General features: G+C 51.7%; 16 protein-coding genes and 2 tRNA genes. 15 read left to right on the top strand and 3 right to left on the bottom strand.

Translation table 11 applies throughout. From position 1 onward, the window contains the following. The first annotated feature begins 8 nt into the window (after positions 1-8). From B9Z46_RS07700 to B9Z46_RS07715, 4 genes are read left to right on the top strand one after another with little or no spacing between them, the layout of a single operon-like run. On the top strand, positions 9-1,406 hold the full coding sequence (locus tag B9Z46_RS07700) for a sodium:proton antiporter (protein WP_233245966.1): 1,398 nt from the start codon (positions 9-11) through the stop codon (positions 1,404-1,406). Beyond that, the gene (locus tag B9Z46_RS07705; RefSeq protein WP_108255382.1) at positions 1,403-2,386 is read left to right on the top strand and encodes a D-glycerate dehydrogenase; all 984 of its coding nucleotides are present in this window, start codon (positions 1,403-1,405) and stop codon (positions 2,384-2,386) included. The genes B9Z46_RS07700 and B9Z46_RS07705 overlap by 4 nt, the downstream gene beginning before the upstream one ends. Before the next feature lie 5 nt (positions 2,387-2,391). Next, on the top strand, positions 2,392-3,762 hold the full coding sequence (gene rmuC / locus B9Z46_RS07710) for a DNA recombination protein RmuC (RefSeq protein ID WP_108255384.1): 1,371 nt from the start codon (positions 2,392-2,394) through the stop codon (positions 3,760-3,762). Further along, positions 3,759-4,940, top strand: coding sequence for an MFS transporter (locus B9Z46_RS07715; protein ID WP_108255386.1), 1,182 nt, complete (start codon positions 3,759-3,761; stop codon positions 4,938-4,940). The genes rmuC and B9Z46_RS07715 overlap by 4 nt, the downstream gene beginning before the upstream one ends. Here the strand turns inward: B9Z46_RS07715 and B9Z46_RS07720 are convergent. From B9Z46_RS07720 to earP, 3 genes are all read right to left on the bottom strand, one after another. After that, positions 4,937-5,761: a TIGR00730 family Rossman fold protein gene (locus tag B9Z46_RS07720; protein ID WP_108255822.1), complete on the bottom strand. Its 825-nt coding sequence runs from the start codon at positions 5,759-5,761 to the stop codon at positions 4,937-4,939. The two genes, B9Z46_RS07715 and B9Z46_RS07720, sit on opposite strands and share 4 nt — an antisense overlap. Before the next feature lie 99 nt (positions 5,762-5,860). After that, complete coding sequence (efp, locus tag B9Z46_RS07725) at positions 5,861-6,415, bottom strand: elongation factor P (RefSeq protein ID WP_055361066.1); 555 nt, start codon at positions 6,413-6,415, stop codon at positions 5,861-5,863. A gap of 113 nt (positions 6,416-6,528) precedes the next feature. After that, the gene (gene earP, locus B9Z46_RS07730; protein ID WP_108255388.1) at positions 6,529-7,608 is read right to left on the bottom strand and encodes an elongation factor P maturation arginine rhamnosyltransferase EarP; all 1,080 of its coding nucleotides are present in this window, start codon (positions 7,606-7,608) and stop codon (positions 6,529-6,531) included. 39 nt (positions 7,609-7,647) lie between these two features. Here earP and uvrC point away from each other — a divergent pair, with 39 nt between their 5' ends. The 11 genes from uvrC (at position 7,648) to B9Z46_RS07785 (ending at position 18,718) form a co-directional block, all read left to right on the top strand. Beyond that, complete coding sequence (gene uvrC / locus B9Z46_RS07735) at positions 7,648-9,594, top strand: excinuclease ABC subunit UvrC (RefSeq protein WP_108255390.1); 1,947 nt, start codon at positions 7,648-7,650, stop codon at positions 9,592-9,594. A gap of 88 nt (positions 9,595-9,682) precedes the next feature. Then, the gene (gene pgsA, locus B9Z46_RS07740; protein ID WP_108255392.1) at positions 9,683-10,249 is read left to right on the top strand and encodes a CDP-diacylglycerol--glycerol-3-phosphate 3-phosphatidyltransferase; all 567 of its coding nucleotides are present in this window, start codon (positions 9,683-9,685) and stop codon (positions 10,247-10,249) included. A 26-nt stretch (positions 10,250-10,275) separates the two neighbouring features. Then, positions 10,276-11,199 carry a DMT family transporter gene (locus B9Z46_RS07745; RefSeq protein ID WP_108255394.1) on the top strand — a complete coding sequence of 308 codons (924 nt, stop codon included), beginning with the start codon at positions 10,276-10,278 and terminating at the stop codon, positions 11,197-11,199. After that, positions 11,196-12,281, top strand: a complete 1,086-nt coding sequence (locus B9Z46_RS07750) for a tartrate dehydrogenase (RefSeq protein WP_108255396.1) — start codon at positions 11,196-11,198, stop codon at positions 12,279-12,281. Before B9Z46_RS07745 ends, B9Z46_RS07750 begins: the two co-directional genes overlap by 4 nt. Positions 12,282-12,555: 274 nt before the next feature. Continuing rightward, the gene (locus B9Z46_RS07755; RefSeq protein WP_055361060.1) at positions 12,556-12,828 is read left to right on the top strand and encodes an HU family DNA-binding protein; all 273 of its coding nucleotides are present in this window, start codon (positions 12,556-12,558) and stop codon (positions 12,826-12,828) included. 13 nt (positions 12,829-12,841) lie between these two features. Continuing rightward, positions 12,842-12,917 (top strand) — tRNA-Val (locus B9Z46_RS07760). A gap of 80 nt (positions 12,918-12,997) precedes the next feature. Continuing rightward, complete coding sequence (locus tag B9Z46_RS07765) at positions 12,998-14,941, top strand: SurA N-terminal domain-containing protein (protein ID WP_108255398.1); 1,944 nt, start codon at positions 12,998-13,000, stop codon at positions 14,939-14,941. Between the two features lie 36 nt (positions 14,942-14,977). Then, positions 14,978-15,053 (top strand) — tRNA-His (locus B9Z46_RS07770). Between the two features lie 156 nt (positions 15,054-15,209). Beyond that, positions 15,210-16,277 (top strand): Stealth CR1 domain-containing protein, encoded by a 1,068-nt coding sequence (locus B9Z46_RS07775; RefSeq protein ID WP_233245944.1) that lies wholly within the window; start codon positions 15,210-15,212, stop codon positions 16,275-16,277. Positions 16,278-16,290: 13 nt separating this feature from the next. Next, complete coding sequence (locus B9Z46_RS15110; protein ID WP_255416922.1) at positions 16,291-16,593, top strand: 4a-hydroxytetrahydrobiopterin dehydratase; 303 nt, start codon at positions 16,291-16,293, stop codon at positions 16,591-16,593. A 28-nt stretch (positions 16,594-16,621) separates the two neighbouring features. Then, a complete protein-coding gene (locus B9Z46_RS07785; protein WP_108255402.1) occupies positions 16,622-18,718 on the top strand; it encodes a S9 family peptidase in 2,097 nt (698 codons plus the stop codon). The last annotated feature ends 3 nt before the right edge of the window (positions 18,719-18,721 follow it).

Below are 18,721 nucleotides of genomic sequence, written 5' to 3' on the forward strand. Positions count from 1 at the left end.
TGCTCTTCATGTGCTTGTTGGGAAGTTTGCTGATCCTGCCGGGCATTGCGAATGCTGCCGAGATGAATGGCGCTGAACTCAGTCCTCTTTGGGGAATTCCATTTGCTGGGATCTTGTTGTCAATTGCACTTTTTCCGTTGATGGCGCCACAATTTTGGCATCACCATTTTGGTAAGGTGACTGTGGCGTGGTCTTTGGCTTTTTTGGTGCCATTTGCATTGCTTTATGGCGTCGAACTTGCTGGTGCTAACTTGATTCACGCCCTGTTGGCGGAATACATTCCATTCATTATTTTGTTGACTGCCTTGTTCACAGTATCAGGTGGAATTTTCATTCGTGGAAATTTACATGGCAGCCCTGGACTAAATACCAGTATCCTGGGAATTGGTGCAGTTTTGTCCAGTTTCATGGGTACAACAGGGGCATCCATGTTGATGATCAGGCCACTTATACGTGCCAATGACAATCGAAAGCATGTTGCGCACGTGGTCGTTTTTTTCATTTTCATTGTGGCCAACGCAGGAGGTTCATTAACGCCCTTGGGTGACCCCCCCCTGTTCTTGGGGTTTTTAAAGGGTGTTGATTTTTTCTGGACAGTTAAAACACTGCTTCCAGAAACACTTTTCTTGGTAGGTTCTTTGTTGTTAATTTTCTACCTGCTCGATTCCTGGTTTTATCACAGGCGAGAAGAATTGCTACCTGTCGATCCAACACCCGACTCGCGTCAAATCGGATTTGATGGAAAGGTTAATTTTGTATTGTTAGGTGGTGTTGTCTGCTTAGTGCTTATGAGTGGGCTTTGGAAATCTCCTGTGGTTTTTACCATTGCGGGTGCTGAAGTGGCATTGCAAAGTATTGTTCGCGATCTTGGTTTGGTTTTGATCATCTTATTGTCTCTAAAACTAACACCTTCCCAAGTTCATTCTGATAACCAATTTAGTTGGGGGCCAATTCAAGAAGTTGCGAAATTGTTTGCAGGTATATTTCTCACCATCATTCCTGTCATTGCGATGTTGAAAGCCGGTGTTAGCGGTCCGTTTGGTCCTGTGGTTGCGGCCGTTACCCAACCAAACGGTTCACCTGATGTGATGATGTACTTTTGGATCACTGGTTTGTTGAGTTCATTTTTAGACAACGCTCCAACTTACTTGGTTTTTTTCAACACAGCCGGTGGCAATGCACAAGAATTGATGACCACCATGTCCAGCACTTTGGCGGCAATTTCTGCAGGTGCTGTGTTCATGGGGGCCAACAGCTACATTGGTAACGCACCCAACCTCATGGTCAAGGCTATTGCTGAGGATCGCGGCATCAAAATGCCCAGCTTTTTTGGCTACATGGCTTGGTCTCTGTGCGTGCTGATTCCCTTGTTTGTCGTTATGACTTTTATTTGGTTCCGTCAATGAAAAAACCCGCTATCTTGGTTGCACGTGCCATATTCCCAGAGACATTGGCGTATTTGTCGAAGCACTTTGAAGTTGAAAGTAATCAAGCTGATGAAGTGTTAAGTCCTTCTGAACTCTCAATGCGTTTACAAGGCAAAGTTGGAGCACTTACCACTGGCAGCGAACGAATTGATGGCGCCGTCCTGAAAGTCAATCCTCAATTGAAAATCGTTGCCAATATGGCTGTGGGTTTTAATAATTTTGATGTGCCGGCTATGACGGCTTCTGGTGTCTTGGCCAGTAACACGCCTGATGTATTGACAGAAACAACCGCTGACTTTGGTTTTGCGTTGCTGATGGCAACAGCCCGCCGAGTGACAGAGAGCGAGCACTATTTGCGTGCTGGTCATTGGCAAAAATGGAGTTATGACATGTTTGCCGGCGCTGAAGTTCATGGCAGCACCTTGGGCATCATTGGCATGGGGCGCATTGGCCAAGGTATCGCGCGCCGTGGTGCTTTGGGCTTTGGTATGAAAGTCATTTATCACAACCGCACCCAGCTGTCGCCGCAATTAGAAGCTGAATGCAAAGCCACCTATGTGTCGAAAGAGACCTTGCTCAAAACTGCTGACCATGTGATGTTGGTGGTGCCTTACAGTGCGGCGTCACATCACACCATTGGTGCCGCCGAATTGGCTTTGATGAAACCCACCGCTACTTTGGTCAACATTGCCAGGGGCGGCATCGTGGACGATGCGGCATTGGCCAAGGCATTGGCTGCGCGTCAAATTGCGGCCGCCGGCTTGGATGTGTTTGAGGGTGAGCCCACAGTTCATCCCGATTTGCTCAAAGTACCCAATGTGGTTCTCACACCGCACATTGCCAGTGCCACCACCAAAACGCGTCTGGCCATGGCGCAATTGGCGGCAGACAACTTGGTGTCGTATTTCACCAAGGGGCATGCTTTGACACCGCTCAATCAAGTTGCTAGCGCAAGCTAAGTTCCATGGAATTCTCATTGTTCACGGCTGTGTTGTGTGCTGTCTTGCTGGCTGTGCTGGTGGGCGTTTTCTTGATTTGGCGCCAACTGAAATTGCAAGTCCATGACAAGCAAGAGCTTGCGCAACTGACTGCCGCTTTCAATGCAGCCAACGAACGCCTTGAGCGTGAATTGCGCAATGCCATTTCAGAGTCTGCCAGGGGCGGTCGTCAAGAACTGATTCAAACGCTGGGTACTTTCCAGCAAAGTTTGGTTCAGCAAAGTGCTGAAGCCACCCGGACGCAAAACAGCCAAATGGATGCTTTTGCGCAGCAGTTGTCCTTGTTGCAAAAAACCCTGTCGGATACGCTCACTTTGCAAGTGCAGCAACTTTCAGAAGCCAATGCAAGGCGCTTGACGGAAATGCGTGGCACCTTAGAAACACAATTGGCGCAACTCCAACAAAGCAACACGGCCAAGTTGGATGAAATGCGCCAAACCGTGGATGAAAAATTGCAAACCACTTTGCAAGCTCGCTTGGGTGAAAGCTTCAAGCAAGTGGCGGATCGCTTGGAGCAGGTGCACAAAGGTTTAGGCGAGATGAACACCTTGGCGCAAGGTGTTGGCGATCTGAAGCATTTGCTGACCAACGTTAAAACTCGGGGCATGTTTGGTGAAGCGCAGTTGGCATCCTTGCTCGAGCAGGTGATGGCGCCTGATCAATATTCAGCGCAATGTGCGACCCGACCTGGCAGTAAAAATCGGGTCGACTTTGCCATTCGCTTACCAGGCAAGTCTGAGGATGGCCAGCCAGTCTGGTTGCCAATCGATGCCAAGTTTCCAAACGAAGACTACGAGCGCTTGCTTGACGCACAATCTCGCGCCGATGCCATTCAGGCGGAGTTGTGCAGCAAAGCACTAGAAGCCCGGGTTCGCTTGGAAGCCAAATCGATCACCGAAAAGTACATCGAACCCCCGTTCACCACCGACTTTGCCATCTTGTTTTTACCCACTGAAGGTTTGTATGCAGAAGTTCTGCGTCGACCTGGCTTGATTGAGTCTTTGCAGCGCGATTACCGCGTGACGCTGGCTGGCCCCACCACCTTGATGGCCATGCTCAACTCCTTGCAGATGGGTTTTCGAACACTGGCTTTGGAAAAACGCTCCAGCGAAGTCTGGCAAGTGCTGGGTGCCGTCAAAACAGAGTTCGGCAAATTTGGCGATGTGCTGGCCAAAGTCAAAGAGCAAACCCAAACAGTGCTCAACACCTTAGACAAAGCGCAAACGCGAAGCAATGTGATGCACAGAGCACTGAGGCAAGTGGAAGCCATGCCGGAGGGGCAGGTGCCTGGCTTGTTGTCGCAGGCGGCAGAAGAAAGTGATGGCGAGTCTCTGTGAAGCGAGAACTTGCCAGACTGATCAGCGGCCAAATTTTTTTGCATGCTTGCATGACGGGTATGCGAATGGCCACGCCACTGTTGGCATTGCAACAAGGCTACAGTGCCATGGCGGTCGGTGTGTTGCTGGCCTTGTTTTCATTGACGCAAGTGTTCATGGCCATTCCCGCAGGCCGCTTCACAGACCGCCATGGCTTGAAAAAGCCCGTACGCTTCAGTGTCGTGGTGGCATGTGTAGGTGCGGGCTTGGCCATTGTGTGGCCCATTTTCCCTGTGCTTTGCTTTGGAGCCTTGACAACTGGTGGTGCCACAGGCATTACCGTTATTGCACTGCAAAGACATGTGGGGCGCATGGCCAGTGACGCCAATCAACTCAAAGAGACCTTCAGCTGGTTGGCCATTGGGCCTGCCATCTCCAACTTCATGGGCCCCTTTTTTGCGGGCTTGCTGATTGACCATGCTGGTGCGACGCCTGCAGATGCAAGTGGTTTTAGAGCGGCTTTTGTCATGTTGTCCATCATGCCGTTGGTGGCATGGTTTTGGATCCGCAAAGTTCAAGAGAAACCCGTTGAGCCTGTGCTCCCAGAGCATGCCAACAACCGTGTGTGGGACTTGCTGCACGAGCCCCTCATGCGTCGTTTGTTGTTGGTCAATTGGTTATTGTCTTCTTGCTGGGATGTGCACACTTTTGTGGTGCCCGTTCTGGGCCACGAACGCGGCTTGAGTGCGTCAGTGGTGGGAACCATCTTGGGATCTTTTGCGGTGGCCTCAGCCATGATTCGGGTCGTGCTGCCATGGATTGCGAGGCGTTTGCAAGAGTATCGGTTGCTGACCGGTGCGATGATTTGTGCCAGTTTGATCTTTGCCGTCTATCCCTTGTTTGATTCAGCCTTGGCCATGGGCATTTGTTCCGTTTGTTTGGGTGTGGTTTTGGGGGTGGTGCAGCCCATGATCATGAGCACCTTGCACCAAATCACGCCGGATCACCGGCAGGGCGAAGCGCTTGGCTTGCGCATCATGACGGTCAATGCGTCCAGCGTGATCATGCCTTTGATTTTTGGCGCAGCAGGGGCAGTGGCGGGCGTCTCTGTGGTGTTTTGGGTGGTGGGGACCTGCGTTGCCAGTGGCACACCTCAGGCCTGGCGGCTCAGGCCAAAGCACGCAAGTCACCCAAGTTAACAGGGCAGCAGCTTTTTAATTTCTTCGCAAGCTTCTTCTGGCGAATCAACATATTTGAAGCACGCCAAATCTTCTTTGGCGATGGTGCCCGACGAGACCAGCCAGTCGAAGTCAATCAAGCGTTTCCAAAAATCCGAGCCATAAAGCAAAACGGGCGTCGCTTGGACTTTGCGTGTTTGAACCAAGGTGAGGATTTCAAACAATTCGTCCAATGTGCCGAAGCCGCCTGGAAATGAAATCAGTGCTTTGGCACGCATTGCAAAATGCATTTTGCGCAAAGCAAAGTAGTGAAACTGAAAGCTCAAGCCGGGTGTGACATAGGGGTTGGGTGCCTGCTCGTGGGGCAGTGAAATGTTCATAGCGACCGACGGGGCGCCGGCTTCCATGGCGCCTCGGTTGGCGGCCTCCATGATGCCGGGGCCACCCCCCGTGCAAATGGTTAAACGGTCTTTTTTGGGGTGAGAGGCGCAAGCTTGAGACACCAAGTGCGCAAACTTTCTGGCCGCTTCGTAATAGCTGGCATTTTCTAAATCACGCTGTGCCAGTGCCAACACCTCTGTGTTTTGGGCGGATGAAGGCAGTTGTGACACTTCTTGGTAACGCCGCTGCGCCTCTTCAAGGCTTTTGAAGCGCGCACTGCCGAAGACCACCACCGTGTTGTGTATGCCTTCCTCGGTTTGAATCAGTTCTGGCTTGAGCAATTCAAGCTGAAAACGGATGCCGCGAGTTTCAGGGCGTCTTAAGAACTCGGGGTCATTGAATGCCAAGCGGTAAGCATCGGCCACTTCTTTGGATTCGTTCAGGTCTTGGGTTGATTGCATGACACCATTGTGAAGCATGCATGCTGAATTTCAAGCAAAAAAAAGACCTCCGAAGAGGTCTTGATGGGGCAAAACTGGACTTTCGTCACAGCCTTTGCATTAGACGCGCTTGCGGTATTCGCCAGTGCGTGTGTCAATTTCAATTTTGTCGCCTTGGTTCACAAACAGAGGAACAGGTACTTCAAAGCCTGTTGCAATTTTGGCGGGCTTGAGCACCTTGCCGGATGTGTCGCCTTTGACTGCGGGCTCTGTCCAAGTGATTTCGCGCTCAACGCTGGTAGGCAACTCAACCGAGATGGCCTTGCCATCATAGAACACCACTTCAACAGCCATGCCGTCTTCGAGGTAGTTCATGGCATCGCCCATGTTTTCGGATTCAACTTCGTATTGGTTGTATTCGCTGTCCATGAAAACATACATGGGGTCGGCGAAATAAGAGTAGGTGCATTCTTTTTGGTCCAAGATGACTTGGTCCATTTTGTCATCGGCTTTGAAGACCACTTCAGAACCCATGTTGCTCAACAAAGCTTTGAGTTTCATACGGACGGTGGCTGCACCACGGCCGCCACGGCTGTATTCAGTGCGCAAGACGATCATGGGATCTTTGCCTTGCATGATCACGTTGCCAACGCGGATTTCTTGAGCGATTTTCATAAGGTGTCCAGTGGTGCCTTTGTCAGGCGTTGAGTTGCTTTGAGTAAGTTGCTAAAAAAGATTTGTAATTTGTTTAAGGGCAAAGGCTGAAACTTTGCCCAAAGCCCAAGATTTTAGCGCTTTTCGGCCACAAATTGAAGAATTTGGCTGACCAGGTCCATTTGGGCCATCAATCGAGTGCGTGCAGACAGGACGCAGGCTTGCCAGAGGGGCAAGTCGATGGGGGGCAGGGGGTCTTGCGTGAGGTCATTCCAGCGCAGATGGTATGAACGCAAACTAGCAGGCGCCTCCAGCCAGTCCAAGAAAGCCCGTAGCTTGGGGCCGTGTGCGCCGTCCCCTTGGGGGTAAATGTGCCAAATGAAAGCTTGACCGGCCCAGATGGCCCTGACCAAGGAGTCTTCACCACGAACGAAATTCAGATCACTTTGTGCCAATTGCACATCAAAGCTTGGTTGCGGCATGGGTGGGAGGATTTGAAATTGGGGCCTTTTGTAAGGAGGCAACTTCGTTAACGCATTTTCAAACGCAAGAGCGCCTCTGCCGTGTGCAACATGCCAAACGTTGGCGGGAGAGTGGCCCACGAGTTGGTCAATGGCTTCATGGAGCGCATCGGGCTCGTAGCAAAACAGAAAAGTTTTTTGTGGGACCAACGGCGCAGCGGGCGCTTGAGCGGGGAGGCGGTTTGCGACATGGGATTCCCGAAGCAGGCCGCCTGTTTTCTCAGTGAACCCTGGATAGAAGAACCACTTGGTTCGTCCTTTGAGCGGGCCGCTCATCACAGGCGAGGGCAGTTTGTGGCTTCTCTCGACATAGGATTCGGCACTCAGATACTCCAAGTTCAACCAAACGGGCGCTTGGGCTTCGGTTAGGCCTGTCAACTGGCTGGAGGCCCAATGGACAAAGTGCTCGGGCAGATCGCAACCAAAGGCTTCTATCCAAATCTGCGACGCATGGGATTTGTCGTTCAAGGGGCTTGACCAGGGGCGAACTTCAATCTGCCCCTTTTCAGATGCCTGTTGCCCCCAGCCCTCGGCATTCAAGTTGGCTTCGGGCGCCATCCAGGTGAGGGCGCTGGCGTCATCTACCCAAAGTCGAATTTGATGCCCGCGCGACGCCAGATCGACGCTCAGGCGCCAACAGACCCCCAAATCTCCATGGTTGTCGATGACGCGGCAAAATATGTCCCAAAGCATGCGTGATATTGTCGCGCGCTTCAAGACACAATAGCGAGCATGTCGAGCGTTCACCCAGAATCTTTGTTGGCCGAAGTGGCTGCACTCCCCAGTTTGCCGGGGGTCTATCGCTATTTCGATGCCGAAGACCAAGTGCTATACGTTGGCAAAGCACGCAATTTGAAGAAGCGCGTCAGCAGTTATTTCCAAAAAGACCACGGCGGCACACGCATTGGTCACATGGTCAGCAAGATTCGGCGCATGCAAACCACCGTGGTGCGTTCAGAGGCAGAGGCCTTGCTGCTTGAAAACAACCTGATCAAAACGCTCAGTCCCAAGTTCAATATTTTGTTCAGGGATGACAAAAGTTATCCTTACCTCAAAGTTTCTGGAACCGGCAGCGTTCGCAGCAACAAGTCGGATGAGGGCGTCAAGCCAGACGCCTATTCACGCATTGCCTATTACCGGGGTGGGGTTGAGAAAAAGCACCGCTACTTTGGACCCTATCCCAGTGCCTGGGCTGTCAAAGAAACCATCCAGCTCTTGCAAAAAGTCTTCAGGCTAAGAACCTGTGAAGACACCGTCTTTGCCAATCGCACCCGACCTTGTTTGCTGTATCAAATTAAACGCTGCTCTGGCCCGTGCGTTGGTGTGATTTCCGTTGAGCAATATGCCAATGATGTGGCGCATGCAGAGGCTTTTTTACGCGGCGAAACGCAATCGGTTTTGAAGGCGATGGAAGCCCGCATGATGGCGCATTCCGACAAACTGGAATTTGAATTGGCAGCCGAGGTGCGCAATCAGATGACCGCGTTGTCGCGTGTGTTGCATCAACAATCCGTGGACACAGTGACCGACACCGATGTCGACATCTTGGCCGTTAAAGTGCAGGGCGGACGTGCCTGTGTCAATTTGGCCATGGTGCGTGGGGGGCGACATTTGGGCGATCGGCCCTATTTTCCATCGCATGTTGAAGATGGACATGCCATTGGCGGCACTGCACTCGAAGATGATGAGGCAGCTGACTTGCCCAGCTTGGAAGTCAAAGTGCTGGAAGCGTTCATTGCGCAGCATTACCTTCAAATTCCTGTACCCCCCGCACTCATCACCAGCGAAAAAATTGACGCCAAAGTGATAGAGGCCATTTCATCTCAGACGGGCATCAAAGTGACGGCGGTTCACAACCCGCGGGAGCAGCGGCGTGCTTGGCTGGAAATGGCCGAAAAAAATGCGGCGATTCAACTGGCCAGATTGTTGGCAGAAGAGGGCTCGCAACAAGCGCGCACGCGTGCGTTGGTCGAAGCCTTGGATTTAGCGCCCGATGACATCGATGCCTTGCGAATGGAGTGCTTCGACATCTCCCACACCTCGGGTGAAGCCACCCAAGCCTCTTGTGTGGTGTTTCAAAATCACAAGATGCAAAATAGCGAATACCGTCGTTACAAAATCGAGGGCATCACGCCGGGCGATGATTACGCTGCGATGCGCCAGGTGCTAATGCGCCGCTATGGCAAAGTGGCTGAGGCGATGAAGTCGGGCGAAGCGGACAACAAAATTCGCATGCCCGATGTGGTCTTGATTGACGGCGGTAAAGGTCAAGTGTCGATGGCACGCGAGGTCTTTGAGAGTCTGGGACTCGACTTGTCTTTGATTGTGGGCGTGGAAAAAGGCGAAGGCCGAAAAGTCGGCCTGGAAGAGTTGGTATTTGCAGATGGCCGCGACAAGGTTTATTTGGGCAAAGATTCCGCTGCTTTGATGCTGGTGGCCCAAGTGCGAGACGAAGCACACCGATTTGCCATTACGGGTATGCGCGCCCAACGTGCCAAGGTCCGGGTTGGCGGTGGCCGATTGGAAGAAATTGGCGGCATTGGTCCTAAAAAACGGGCCAAACTTCTTCAGCGCTTTGGTGGGGTGCGAGGCGTCGAAGATGCCAGTGTTGAAGATTTAATGTCGGTGGATGGCATTTCCCGAGAATTGGCTGAAACCATTTACCAGGCTTTGCATTGACGAAAACCCTCGGGCGGTAGACGTTTTCTCGGGTGCTTTGAACGGCTGTGTCAGCGAAAAGTCGTCAAGGCATGCCACAATAAGGACCATGTTTTTCACCATTCCCACGCTCATGACCTGGACACGCATTGTTGCGATTCCATTCATTGTGGGGGTGTTTTATTCTGACCTGCCACTGGAATCGCGCAATTTCTTGGCCACCACCATGTTTGTGATTTTTGCCATCACCGACTGGTTGGATGGCTACTTGGCGCGCAAACTCAATCAAACGTCTTCCTTTGGCGCGTTCCTCGACCCGGTGGCCGACAAATTTTTGGTCTGTGCGTCCTTGTTGATGTTGGTTCATCTGCACCGTGCTCACGTTTTGGTGGCCCTGGTCATCATTGGCCGTGAAATTGCCATTTCCGCCTTGCGTGAATGGATGGCTCAAATTGGTGCCAGCAAAAGTGTTGCTGTGCATTTTGTGGGCAAGCTCAAGACCACTGTTCAAATGGTCGCCATTCCCTTTTTGCTTTACAACGGTCAACTGTTTGGTGTCATCGATACCCACTTGTGGGGAACGGTGCTCATTTGGGTCGCAGCCATCCTGACCATCTGGTCCATGATTTACTACATGCAAAAGGCTTTGCCAGAAATACGTGCCCGCGTGAAATGAACCTCATTGCGGCTGAATGAGCGTTCATGAATTCAACTGATTCAACAGCTTCTTGGGTGAAGCACATGCCAGCAGTGTTTGTGCTCATTTGGAGCACGGGTTTCATTGTGGCGCGCTTTGGCATGCCCAATTCCCCCCCATTTTCTTTTCTGTGGTTCAGGTACCTGTTTTCAATCGCCTGTTTTTTGGCTTGGATTCAATGGGCGCGCGTGAAATGGCCGCAAGACAAACGCGAATGGCTGCATTTGTCTGTCACAGGCGTCTTGATGCATGCAGGCTATCTGGGTGGTGTTTGGGCTGCTGTGAAGGCAGGCATGGGTTCTGGTCTTTCGGCCTTGATTGTCGGCTTGCAACCTGTGCTGACCGCCATTTGGTTGTCCACCCATGGCGGCGCAGCACACAGCGCTGTCAGCCGCCGTCAGTGGATGGGCTTGTTGTTGGGTTTTTGTGGCTTGCTGTTGGTGGTCTGGCGAAAACTCACGCAGGGCAGCGCCTTGGACCATGTGACGGCAGTTAACTTAAGTTTTGCAGTGATGGCCTTGTTTGCCATCACCTTGGGCACCTTGTATCAAAAAAGTTTTGTCAAACCTTGTGATGTTCGAACGGCCAATACGGTGCAACTTATGGCCGCCATGCTGGTGACCACCCCTCTGGCCTTGTTGGAGACTGAGCCCATGCAATGGAATCAAGAATTGATGGGCGCCATGGCTTGGTCGGTATTGGGTCTGACGCTAGGCGGCAGCTCATTGCTTTACTTGCTGATACAAAAAGGCGCAGCAGCCTCCGTGTCGAGTTTGATGTACCTGGTACCCCCTTGCACAGCCATGATGGCTTGGGTCTTGTTTGATGAGCCCATCACTGCGGTGACACTGATGGGCATCGCGCTGACGGCATGGGGTGTCAGTTGGGTGGTTCGGCCTGCCAAAATTTCAGATGGAGAAAAAACATGAGTCAAAAACGAATTGCTGTGATTGCCGGTGATGGCATTGGTAAAGAAGTGATGCCCGAAGGCTTGCGCGTGATGGAAGCTGCGGCCAGCAAGTTCAATCTGGATTTGAAGTTTGATCACTTCGATTTTTCCAGTTGGGATTACTTTGAAAAGCACGGCCAAATGCTGCCCGACAACTGGAAAGACCAAATCGGTGGTCACGACGCCATCTACTTTGGCGCCGTGGGTTGGCCAGAGAAAATCGCTGACCATGTCTCACTCTGGGGTTCCCTGTTGTTGTTCCGCCGCGAGTTTGACCAGTACATCAATTTGCGTCCTGCGCGTTTGATGCCCGGCATCATTGCCCCCGTGGTGCGCCGCGATGGCTCGCCTCGCCAGCCCGGTGAAATTGACATGTACATCGTGCGCGAAAACACAGAGGGTGAGTATTCCAGCATCGGTGGTCGCATGTTCCCTGGCACGCCGCGCGAGATTGTGATGCAAGAAACAGTCATGTCACGCGTGGGTGTGGATCGGGTGCTGAAGTTTGCTTTTGAGTTGGCGCAGTCGCGTCCTAAAAAGCATTTGACCAGTGCCACCAAATCCAACGGCATTGCCATCACCATGCCTTATTGGGATGAGCGTGTGGTTGAAATGGCCAAGAACTATCCCGGCGTCAATGTCGACAAGTTCCATATTGACATTTTGACGGCCCACTTTGTACAACGCCCTGACTTTTTTGATGTGGTGGTGGCCAGTAATTTGTTTGGCGACATCTTGAGTGATTTGGGTCCGGCCTGCACGGGCACCATTGGCATTGCGCCCAGTGCCAATTTGAATCCCGATCGCACCCATCCTTCTTTGTTTGAGCCTGTGCATGGATCAGCCCCTGACATTGCGGGCAAAAACATTGCCAACCCCATTGGCCAAATTTGGTGTGGCGCCATGATGCTGGAATTTTTAGGCTGCAAACCCGCACACGATGCTGTGTTGGCTGCCATTGAAAAAGTTTTGGCGCCTAATAGCGGTGCACCCCGGACGGCGGATATTGGGGGAAGTGCTAATACGCAGGACGTTGGCAAAGCCATTGCGGCCGCATTGTGAGAACTTTTCGGAACTAGTTTACATATTTAAAAAAAATTTTTCAGTCAAGCCCTCATTGCCATTGAGTTTGCGTCTAGAATTCGTTTCGCTTTGCGGTTTGTGGGCACAAATTCATTTGACAGACGCGGTTTGTCTGATCAAATTGAAGTTGACAAATTGCATCGCGGAGACAATGCTTTGTCTAAGAAGTTTCAGAATCTTCAAACAACAAATTTTTAACATGATGAGTCACTCATTCATTTGAGTGCTCAAATTTTTTTCTAAGGCTCTTTGTATGAACAAGACAGAATTGATCGAGCACATTGCTAAACAAGCAGACATTTCAAAAGCTGCTGCCGGCCGCGCATTGGAAGCCACCATCGGCGCCGTTCGCACCACATTGAAAAAGGGCGGCACAGTTGCCCTGGTTGGTTTCGGTACGTTCGCCGTCACCAAGCGTGCTGCTCGCACTGGCCGCAACCCACGTACTGGCGCTGCCATCAAGATCAAATCTGCCAAGGTGCCTAAGTTCCGTCCAGGTAAGGCCTTGAAAGACGCCTTGAATTAATCTTTGATCAAGGGGGTGATTAGCTCAGTTGGTAGAGCGGCGCCCTTACAAGGCGTAGGTCGGCGGTTCGAGCCCGTCATCACCCACCACCCCTCAAGCAAAGGCGAACAAATTGTTCGCCTTTTGTCTTTCAAGACTTTGACCGCGAAACTTTACTGAGAGTTCTCACATGTTTGATTTTGTCCGTAACAACACCAAGATCATGATGGGCTTGTTGTTCTTGCTCATCATCCCGTCCTTTGTGATGTTTGGCATTGAGGGGTACAGCCGCTTCAATGACAAAGGTGCCGTGGTGGCCAAAGTCAATGGCAACAAAATTGTGCAAGCCGAGTGGGATGCAGCGCACAAACGAGAGGTTGACCGTATTCGTGCTTCCATGCCCAACATCGATGTCAAAATGTTTGACACGCCAGAAGCCAAATACGCTACCTTGGAGCGATTGGTGCGTGAGCAAGTGATTGCCGCCGCAGCACAAAAACTGCAATTGGTAGCCAGCGACACACGCCTTGCCCGTGAGTTGCAGCAAAGTCCAGCAATTGCCGCACTTCGCGGACCGGATGGCAAGTTAGACATGGAGCGTTACAAGCAATTGGCCGCTTCACAAGGCATGACCCCCGAAATGTTCGAATTGCAAGTGCGCGCAGATTTGTCCAGCCGACAAGTGATTCAAGGTGTTCAAGCTTCAGCCTATGCCACGCCAGCTCAAACGCAAACGGCCATGAATGCGTTCATGCAGCGCCGTGAAGTTCAAATTTTGAATTTCCCAGCTGCAGACTTTCTGAACAAAGTAAGCATCACCGATGCAGAGTTGCAGGCGTTTTACGAAAAAAACACAGCTCAATTTCAGTCTGCAGAAACTGCAGACATTGAATATGTGGTGCTGGACACCGACAGCTTGAAGCAACTTGTCACGGTCAATGAGCAAGATCTCAAAACATATTACGAACAAAACTTGCAGCGCTTGTCAGGCAAAGAAGAACGTCGTGCCAGTCACATTTTGATCACTGCAGCCAAAGACGCACCTGAAGCGGAGAAAAAAGCGGCCCGTGCAAAAGCAGAGGCTTTGTTAAAAACCGTCAAGGCCAAGCCTGCCAGCTTTGCCGAGCTGGCGCGCAAAAACTCGCAAGACCCCGGTTCTGCCGTCAAGGGTGGTGACCTCGATTTCTTTGGCCGTGGTGCCATGGTCAAAGCCTTTGAAGATGCTGCATTCAGCATGAAAAAAGCAGACATCAGCGATGTGGTCGAATCCGAATTTGGTTATCACATCATTCAATTGACAGACATCAAGGCGCCCAAAGCACCCAGTTTTGAGTCATTGCGTCCTTCGCTCGAAGCCGATTTGAAAAAGCAGCAAGCACAGCGCAAATATGCTGAGCTGGCTGAAACATTTTCCAACACGGTCTATGAACAATCAGACAGCCTGAAGCCTGTTGCTGAGAAGTTGAAGCTCAGCATTCAACAGGCTTCTAAAGTGGGCCGCAACCCTGCGCCAGCAACTTCGCAAACCAAGAACCCCATCAACCATCCTGGTTTGTTGCAGGCTGTGTTCAGCGAAGCATCTTTGCAAAAGCAGCGCAACACAGAAGCCATAGAAGTGGCACCCAGCACCTTGGTGGCGGCGCGTGTTGTCAAATACCATCCTGCTGCAGTGTTGCCCTTTGCCGAAGTCAAAGACATCGTCAAGCGCAATGTGACGCAAGAAAAGGCTGCTTCGTTGGCCAAAGCGCAAGGTGAACAACGTTTGGCCGCATTAAAGAACAACACAGGGACAGATGGCCTGCCCAATGCCATCGTCGTGTCGCGTGAAAAAACGCAAAGACAATTGCCCCAAGTGGTTGACGCTGCTTTGAAGGCCGATCCTTCCAAACTTCCTGCAGCCCAAGGGGTTGATTTGGGCGCACAGGGTTACGCAGTCATTCGCGTCACCAAAGTCTTGCCACCAGAATCTGAGAACAAGGACTTGATGGTGCAAGCCCAGCAACAATTCACACAGCTTTGGGGTTCGGCCGAAACGCAAGCGTATTTGGCACAGCTCAAATCCATGTTGAAGGCCGAGATTTTGGTCACCAAACCAAGCCCTGAAAAAGCCAAATCGGAAGCGCAGGGCGCCTGAATTTGAAATTCTTTGAGCTATAATTCCGCTTCTACGGTGGCTGTAGCTCAGTTGGTAGAGTCCAGGATTGTGATTCCTGTTGTCGTGGGTTCGAGCCCCATCAGCCACCCCAAAGATTCAAAGGCTTGCAAGTTATCTTGCAGGCCTTTTTCTTTGTATCGACGCTGACCGATGCAAAACATGTGTTCAGTAACCCCCTTTGCAACAGTGCGTTTGAAATTTAGGTTTAATTGCAAACTTCGATTTTCATCATTCCATCTTGATTCAATTGTCAAACCAAATCAAAAACCCAATTGACATCGTTTACCTGTGGGTCAACGGCAAAGATGATGAATGGCGCGCAAAGCGTGAGAAGCATGCACGTGACCTGGCCGCTGAAGACACTGCCAGCGTTGCCATCTTTGGCAATGTTGAAGGCCGGTACCGCGACAATGATGAATTGCGCTTCAGTTTGCGCGCACTTGAAAAATTTTTTCCGCAGCACGGTCACATCTACATCGTGACGGATGGGCAAGTGCCCGATTGGTTTCAGGCTTCCAATCACATCACTTTGGTTGATCACCATCAACTCATTCCTCATTCCGCATTGCCCACCTTCGACTCTGGCAACATTGAGTCTTACATTCACCACATTCCAGGCCTGTCTGAGCGCTATTTCTATTTGAACGATGACGTGTTCTTCGGCGCGCCGGTTTGTTTGGACGATTGGTTCTATGAGGATGGCTTTTATGTTTCTTGGTCTGACGAGCCTGAAGTTGAAGGCAGCCAATTGCAGCTTGAATCAACCTCTCTGGAAAATGCCAGTCGCTTGTCCAAAGAGTGGCTTCAAAGTAAAGTTGATCAATCGTCATCGAACAAGGCGCCAATGGCCCGTTCGCCAGACTTTGAATATCAACACACGCCCAGAACGTTCTCGCACTCTCCAAGGCCCATGTTGAAGTCTGTACTCTTGGAGATCGAACGCGATGCGCCGGAATTATTTGAACAAGTGCGATCAACCGTGTTTCGAACTTGGAACAAGCCCACCATCGTTTCAGACTTCGTGCTGCGTTGGGCTCTGGCGCATGGCTTTGCGAAAACCATCGACCACTCGCACCTCTACATTGCAACCGGCGACTTGTTGGAAACGCAGACCCTCCAACAACTTCAAAGCCTGTTTGGCCGCCTTCATTTCTTTTGCATCAACGACACGACAGACGATGCGCACGACGGCGATCCGCGATTGATGGCAGTACGTGAAACTTTGAATGCGCTATTGCCCATGCCATCGCGCTGCGAACTTGAATTCAAGGATAGCGCCGTGCACAGAATGCAAACCCAATTCAGCAACGAATAAGGCATTGGCGCACATGACACTCGAACGACTTGATCCTGACCAAATTGAAGCGTGCATGAAAAACCTCCACCAATGGCAGCATGCTGTATCGGAATCCTGCATCACCAAGGAGTGGCGCTTTGCAAACTTCAAAACAGCCATTGCGATGTTGGTCAAGGTGAGTGAGTTGGCTGAACAACACAATCACCATCCAGAAATGGTATCGGCCTATACGACCGTTCGCATCAAGTTGTGGACGCACGATGTGCAGGGCCTGAGCACCAAAGACTTTGAACTAGCACAGGCCATTGACAACTTGGTTGCGCAAGCTTTTTAACAGATTTACAAGAGGGAAGTTTTTGAACATGGCTGTTTCACAATCGACATCTACGACCAAGGTCTCTCGCTCACAACTCACCGTGGAGTTGATGTGGCAACTCAAGCGCCTTGGCGCGCCCAGCATCAGCCCTGATGGTGCGCAAGCTGTCTGTGCGGTGGCGCAACCCTCCGTCAAAGAAAACAACATTCAAAGCGCCATTTGGCTGTTGTCCACATTGGGTGGACAGCCGCGTCAGTTGACCCAATGTGGCGACAAAGACGGGCGGCCGCAGTTTTCTCCGAATGGGGACTGGATCGCTTTTGTAGCCAAACGTGAACAGAACGGTCAAAAAGATCAAGAGCCTCAGCTTTACCTCATCCCACCCGACGGTGGTGAGGCGCGACGTGCGGGTCATGTGCCTACCGGGGTCGATGACTTCAAGTGGTTTCCAGATGGCCAACGCATTGCCTTTGTGACCTGGGTCTGGCCCCACTTAAAAGGTTTTAAAGCGCAAGCCGACAAACTCAAAGAAGTGTCGGCGGTCAAAGACACTGCTTTCGCCACGGAAGATGCGGTTTACAGACATTGGGATCACAACCTGCCCATGAACCGCGTGCCGCATTTGTGTGTTTTGGACATTGCAACAGGCAGTGTGCATGACTTGTTGGAGGGCAGCGATTTTGAATTGCAGCGCCGCGACACAGGTGCAAATGATTTTGCCATTGCACCCAACGGCAAAAGAATTGCCTTTGTGCACGATCCAGACCGCGGTCAAAATCCAGCCCCCCGCATGGCCTTGGCGCAAATTGAATTGCGCGGCAACAAAACGCAAAGCATTCAAAGTGTGTTGAATGACCGCGCCTGGGATTTTTCTGCACCTGTTTACAGTGAAGATGGTTTGCAATTGGCCTTCTTGGCATCGCACCAAAAAATCAGCAATACGCAGCCCAATCGCTTGGCTTGCATGAAGTTGCCCACAAGTTCGGTTGCAAGCCAACGTGCACTGGCTTGGAAAATCCTCAGCGCCAAGTGGGACCGTGAACCCCAAGCACCGTTGATGTGGAGTGAGGACGGCAGCGCCTTGCTGTGCAAGGCAGAGGACCAAGGTCGGCAGCATGTTTGGCGATTCGATGTGGCCAGCCACAAGGTCAGTCGCGTGGTTGAAGGCGGCACGGTGCATGCCTTTGACATGGCGGCGGGTCGTTTGGTGACTTTGTGCGACAGGGCCATTCATCCTGGACGCATTCATGTTCAAGGTGTTGATGAGGCAGGCCATGCGGCAGCACCAGTCTCGGCCAGGATGGAGTCTTTCAATGACGATCTCTTGAATGGCGTTGCCATGGGTGATACCGAAGAGCACTGGTTCAAGGGCGCCCAAGGTGACGATGTTCAGGTGTGGCTGCACTTCCCACCTGGCTTCAAGAAGGACAAAAAATACCCCTTGCTGCATACCATCCATGGCGGCCCTCACACCGGGCCGGGCGATGTTTGGCATTGGCGCTGGAACTACCATGTGTTTGCGGCGCAAGGCTATGTGGTGGCCAACGTCAACTACCACGGCTCATCTGGTTTTGGTTTCAAGTTCTTGGATTCCATCACGCACAAGTGGGGGCAGCTCGAGTTGCAAGACATGGAAGCGTGTACCGATTGGTTGCGCAAAAAACCTTGGATTGCCAAAGAGCGGGTCTTTGCCACAGGTGGCAGCTACGGCGGCTACATGGTGGCCTGGATGAATGCGCATGTGAAGCCTGGCCGCTACCAGGCCTACGTGTGCCATGCAGGCTGTTTTGACTGGGTGGGCATGTTCTCAGACGATGCCTACGGTTGGCATCCGCAAGAGCTGGGCGCATCCTATTGGGACAACATGAAGAAGATTCATGCGCAAAGTCCCCATGCATTTGCCGCCACCATGAAAACACCCACCTTGGTGATCCATGGCGCCAAAGATTACCGCGTGCCCGACGCGCAAGGCTTGGCGTACTACAACACGCTCAAAGCCAAAGGTGTGGACGCAAGGCTGCTTTGGTACCCTGACGAAAACCACTGGATTTTGAAGCCCGCCAACAACGTGGTGTGGTACCACGAGTTCTTCAATTGGATTCGTCGCTACGACCCTGCTTTTCAAAAGAAAAAGCAGGGTTAAGCA

This window comes from Limnohabitans sp. Hippo4, from assembly GCF_003063605.1.
Lineage (GTDB): Bacteria > Pseudomonadota > Gammaproteobacteria > Burkholderiales > Burkholderiaceae_C > Limnohabitans_A.

What these genes read in the sequence shown, in the direction of transcription:
- B9Z46_RS07720 (WP_108255822.1), bottom strand. Translation starts at nt 5,761, where the DNA reads ATGCAATCAACCCAAGACCTGAACGAATCCAAAGAAGTGGCCGATGCT.
- B9Z46_RS15110 (WP_255416922.1), top strand. Translation starts at nt 16,291, where the DNA reads ATGACACTCGAACGACTTGATCCTGACCAAATTGAAGCGTGCATGAAA.
- pgsA (WP_108255392.1), top strand. Translation starts at nt 9,683, where the DNA reads ATGTTTTTCACCATTCCCACGCTCATGACCTGGACACGCATTGTTGCG.
- B9Z46_RS07705 (WP_108255382.1), top strand. Translation starts at nt 1,403, where the DNA reads ATGAAAAAACCCGCTATCTTGGTTGCACGTGCCATATTCCCAGAGACA.
- efp (WP_055361066.1), bottom strand. Translation starts at nt 6,415, where the DNA reads ATGAAAATCGCTCAAGAAATCCGCGTTGGCAACGTGATCATGCAAGGC.
- B9Z46_RS07755 (WP_055361060.1), top strand. Translation starts at nt 12,556, where the DNA reads ATGAACAAGACAGAATTGATCGAGCACATTGCTAAACAAGCAGACATT.
- B9Z46_RS07785 (WP_108255402.1), top strand. Translation starts at nt 16,622, where the DNA reads ATGGCTGTTTCACAATCGACATCTACGACCAAGGTCTCTCGCTCACAA.
- B9Z46_RS07745 (WP_108255394.1), top strand. Translation starts at nt 10,276, where the DNA reads ATGAATTCAACTGATTCAACAGCTTCTTGGGTGAAGCACATGCCAGCA.
- B9Z46_RS07700 (WP_233245966.1), top strand. Translation starts at nt 9, where the DNA reads ATGTGCTTGTTGGGAAGTTTGCTGATCCTGCCGGGCATTGCGAATGCT.
- earP (WP_108255388.1), bottom strand. Translation starts at nt 7,608, where the DNA reads ATGCTTTGGGACATATTTTGCCGCGTCATCGACAACCATGGAGATTTG.
- rmuC (WP_108255384.1), top strand. Translation starts at nt 2,392, where the DNA reads ATGGAATTCTCATTGTTCACGGCTGTGTTGTGTGCTGTCTTGCTGGCT.
- B9Z46_RS07750 (WP_108255396.1), top strand. Translation starts at nt 11,196, where the DNA reads ATGAGTCAAAAACGAATTGCTGTGATTGCCGGTGATGGCATTGGTAAA.
- uvrC (WP_108255390.1), top strand. Translation starts at nt 7,648, where the DNA reads ATGTCGAGCGTTCACCCAGAATCTTTGTTGGCCGAAGTGGCTGCACTC.
- B9Z46_RS07765 (WP_108255398.1), top strand. Translation starts at nt 12,998, where the DNA reads ATGTTTGATTTTGTCCGTAACAACACCAAGATCATGATGGGCTTGTTG.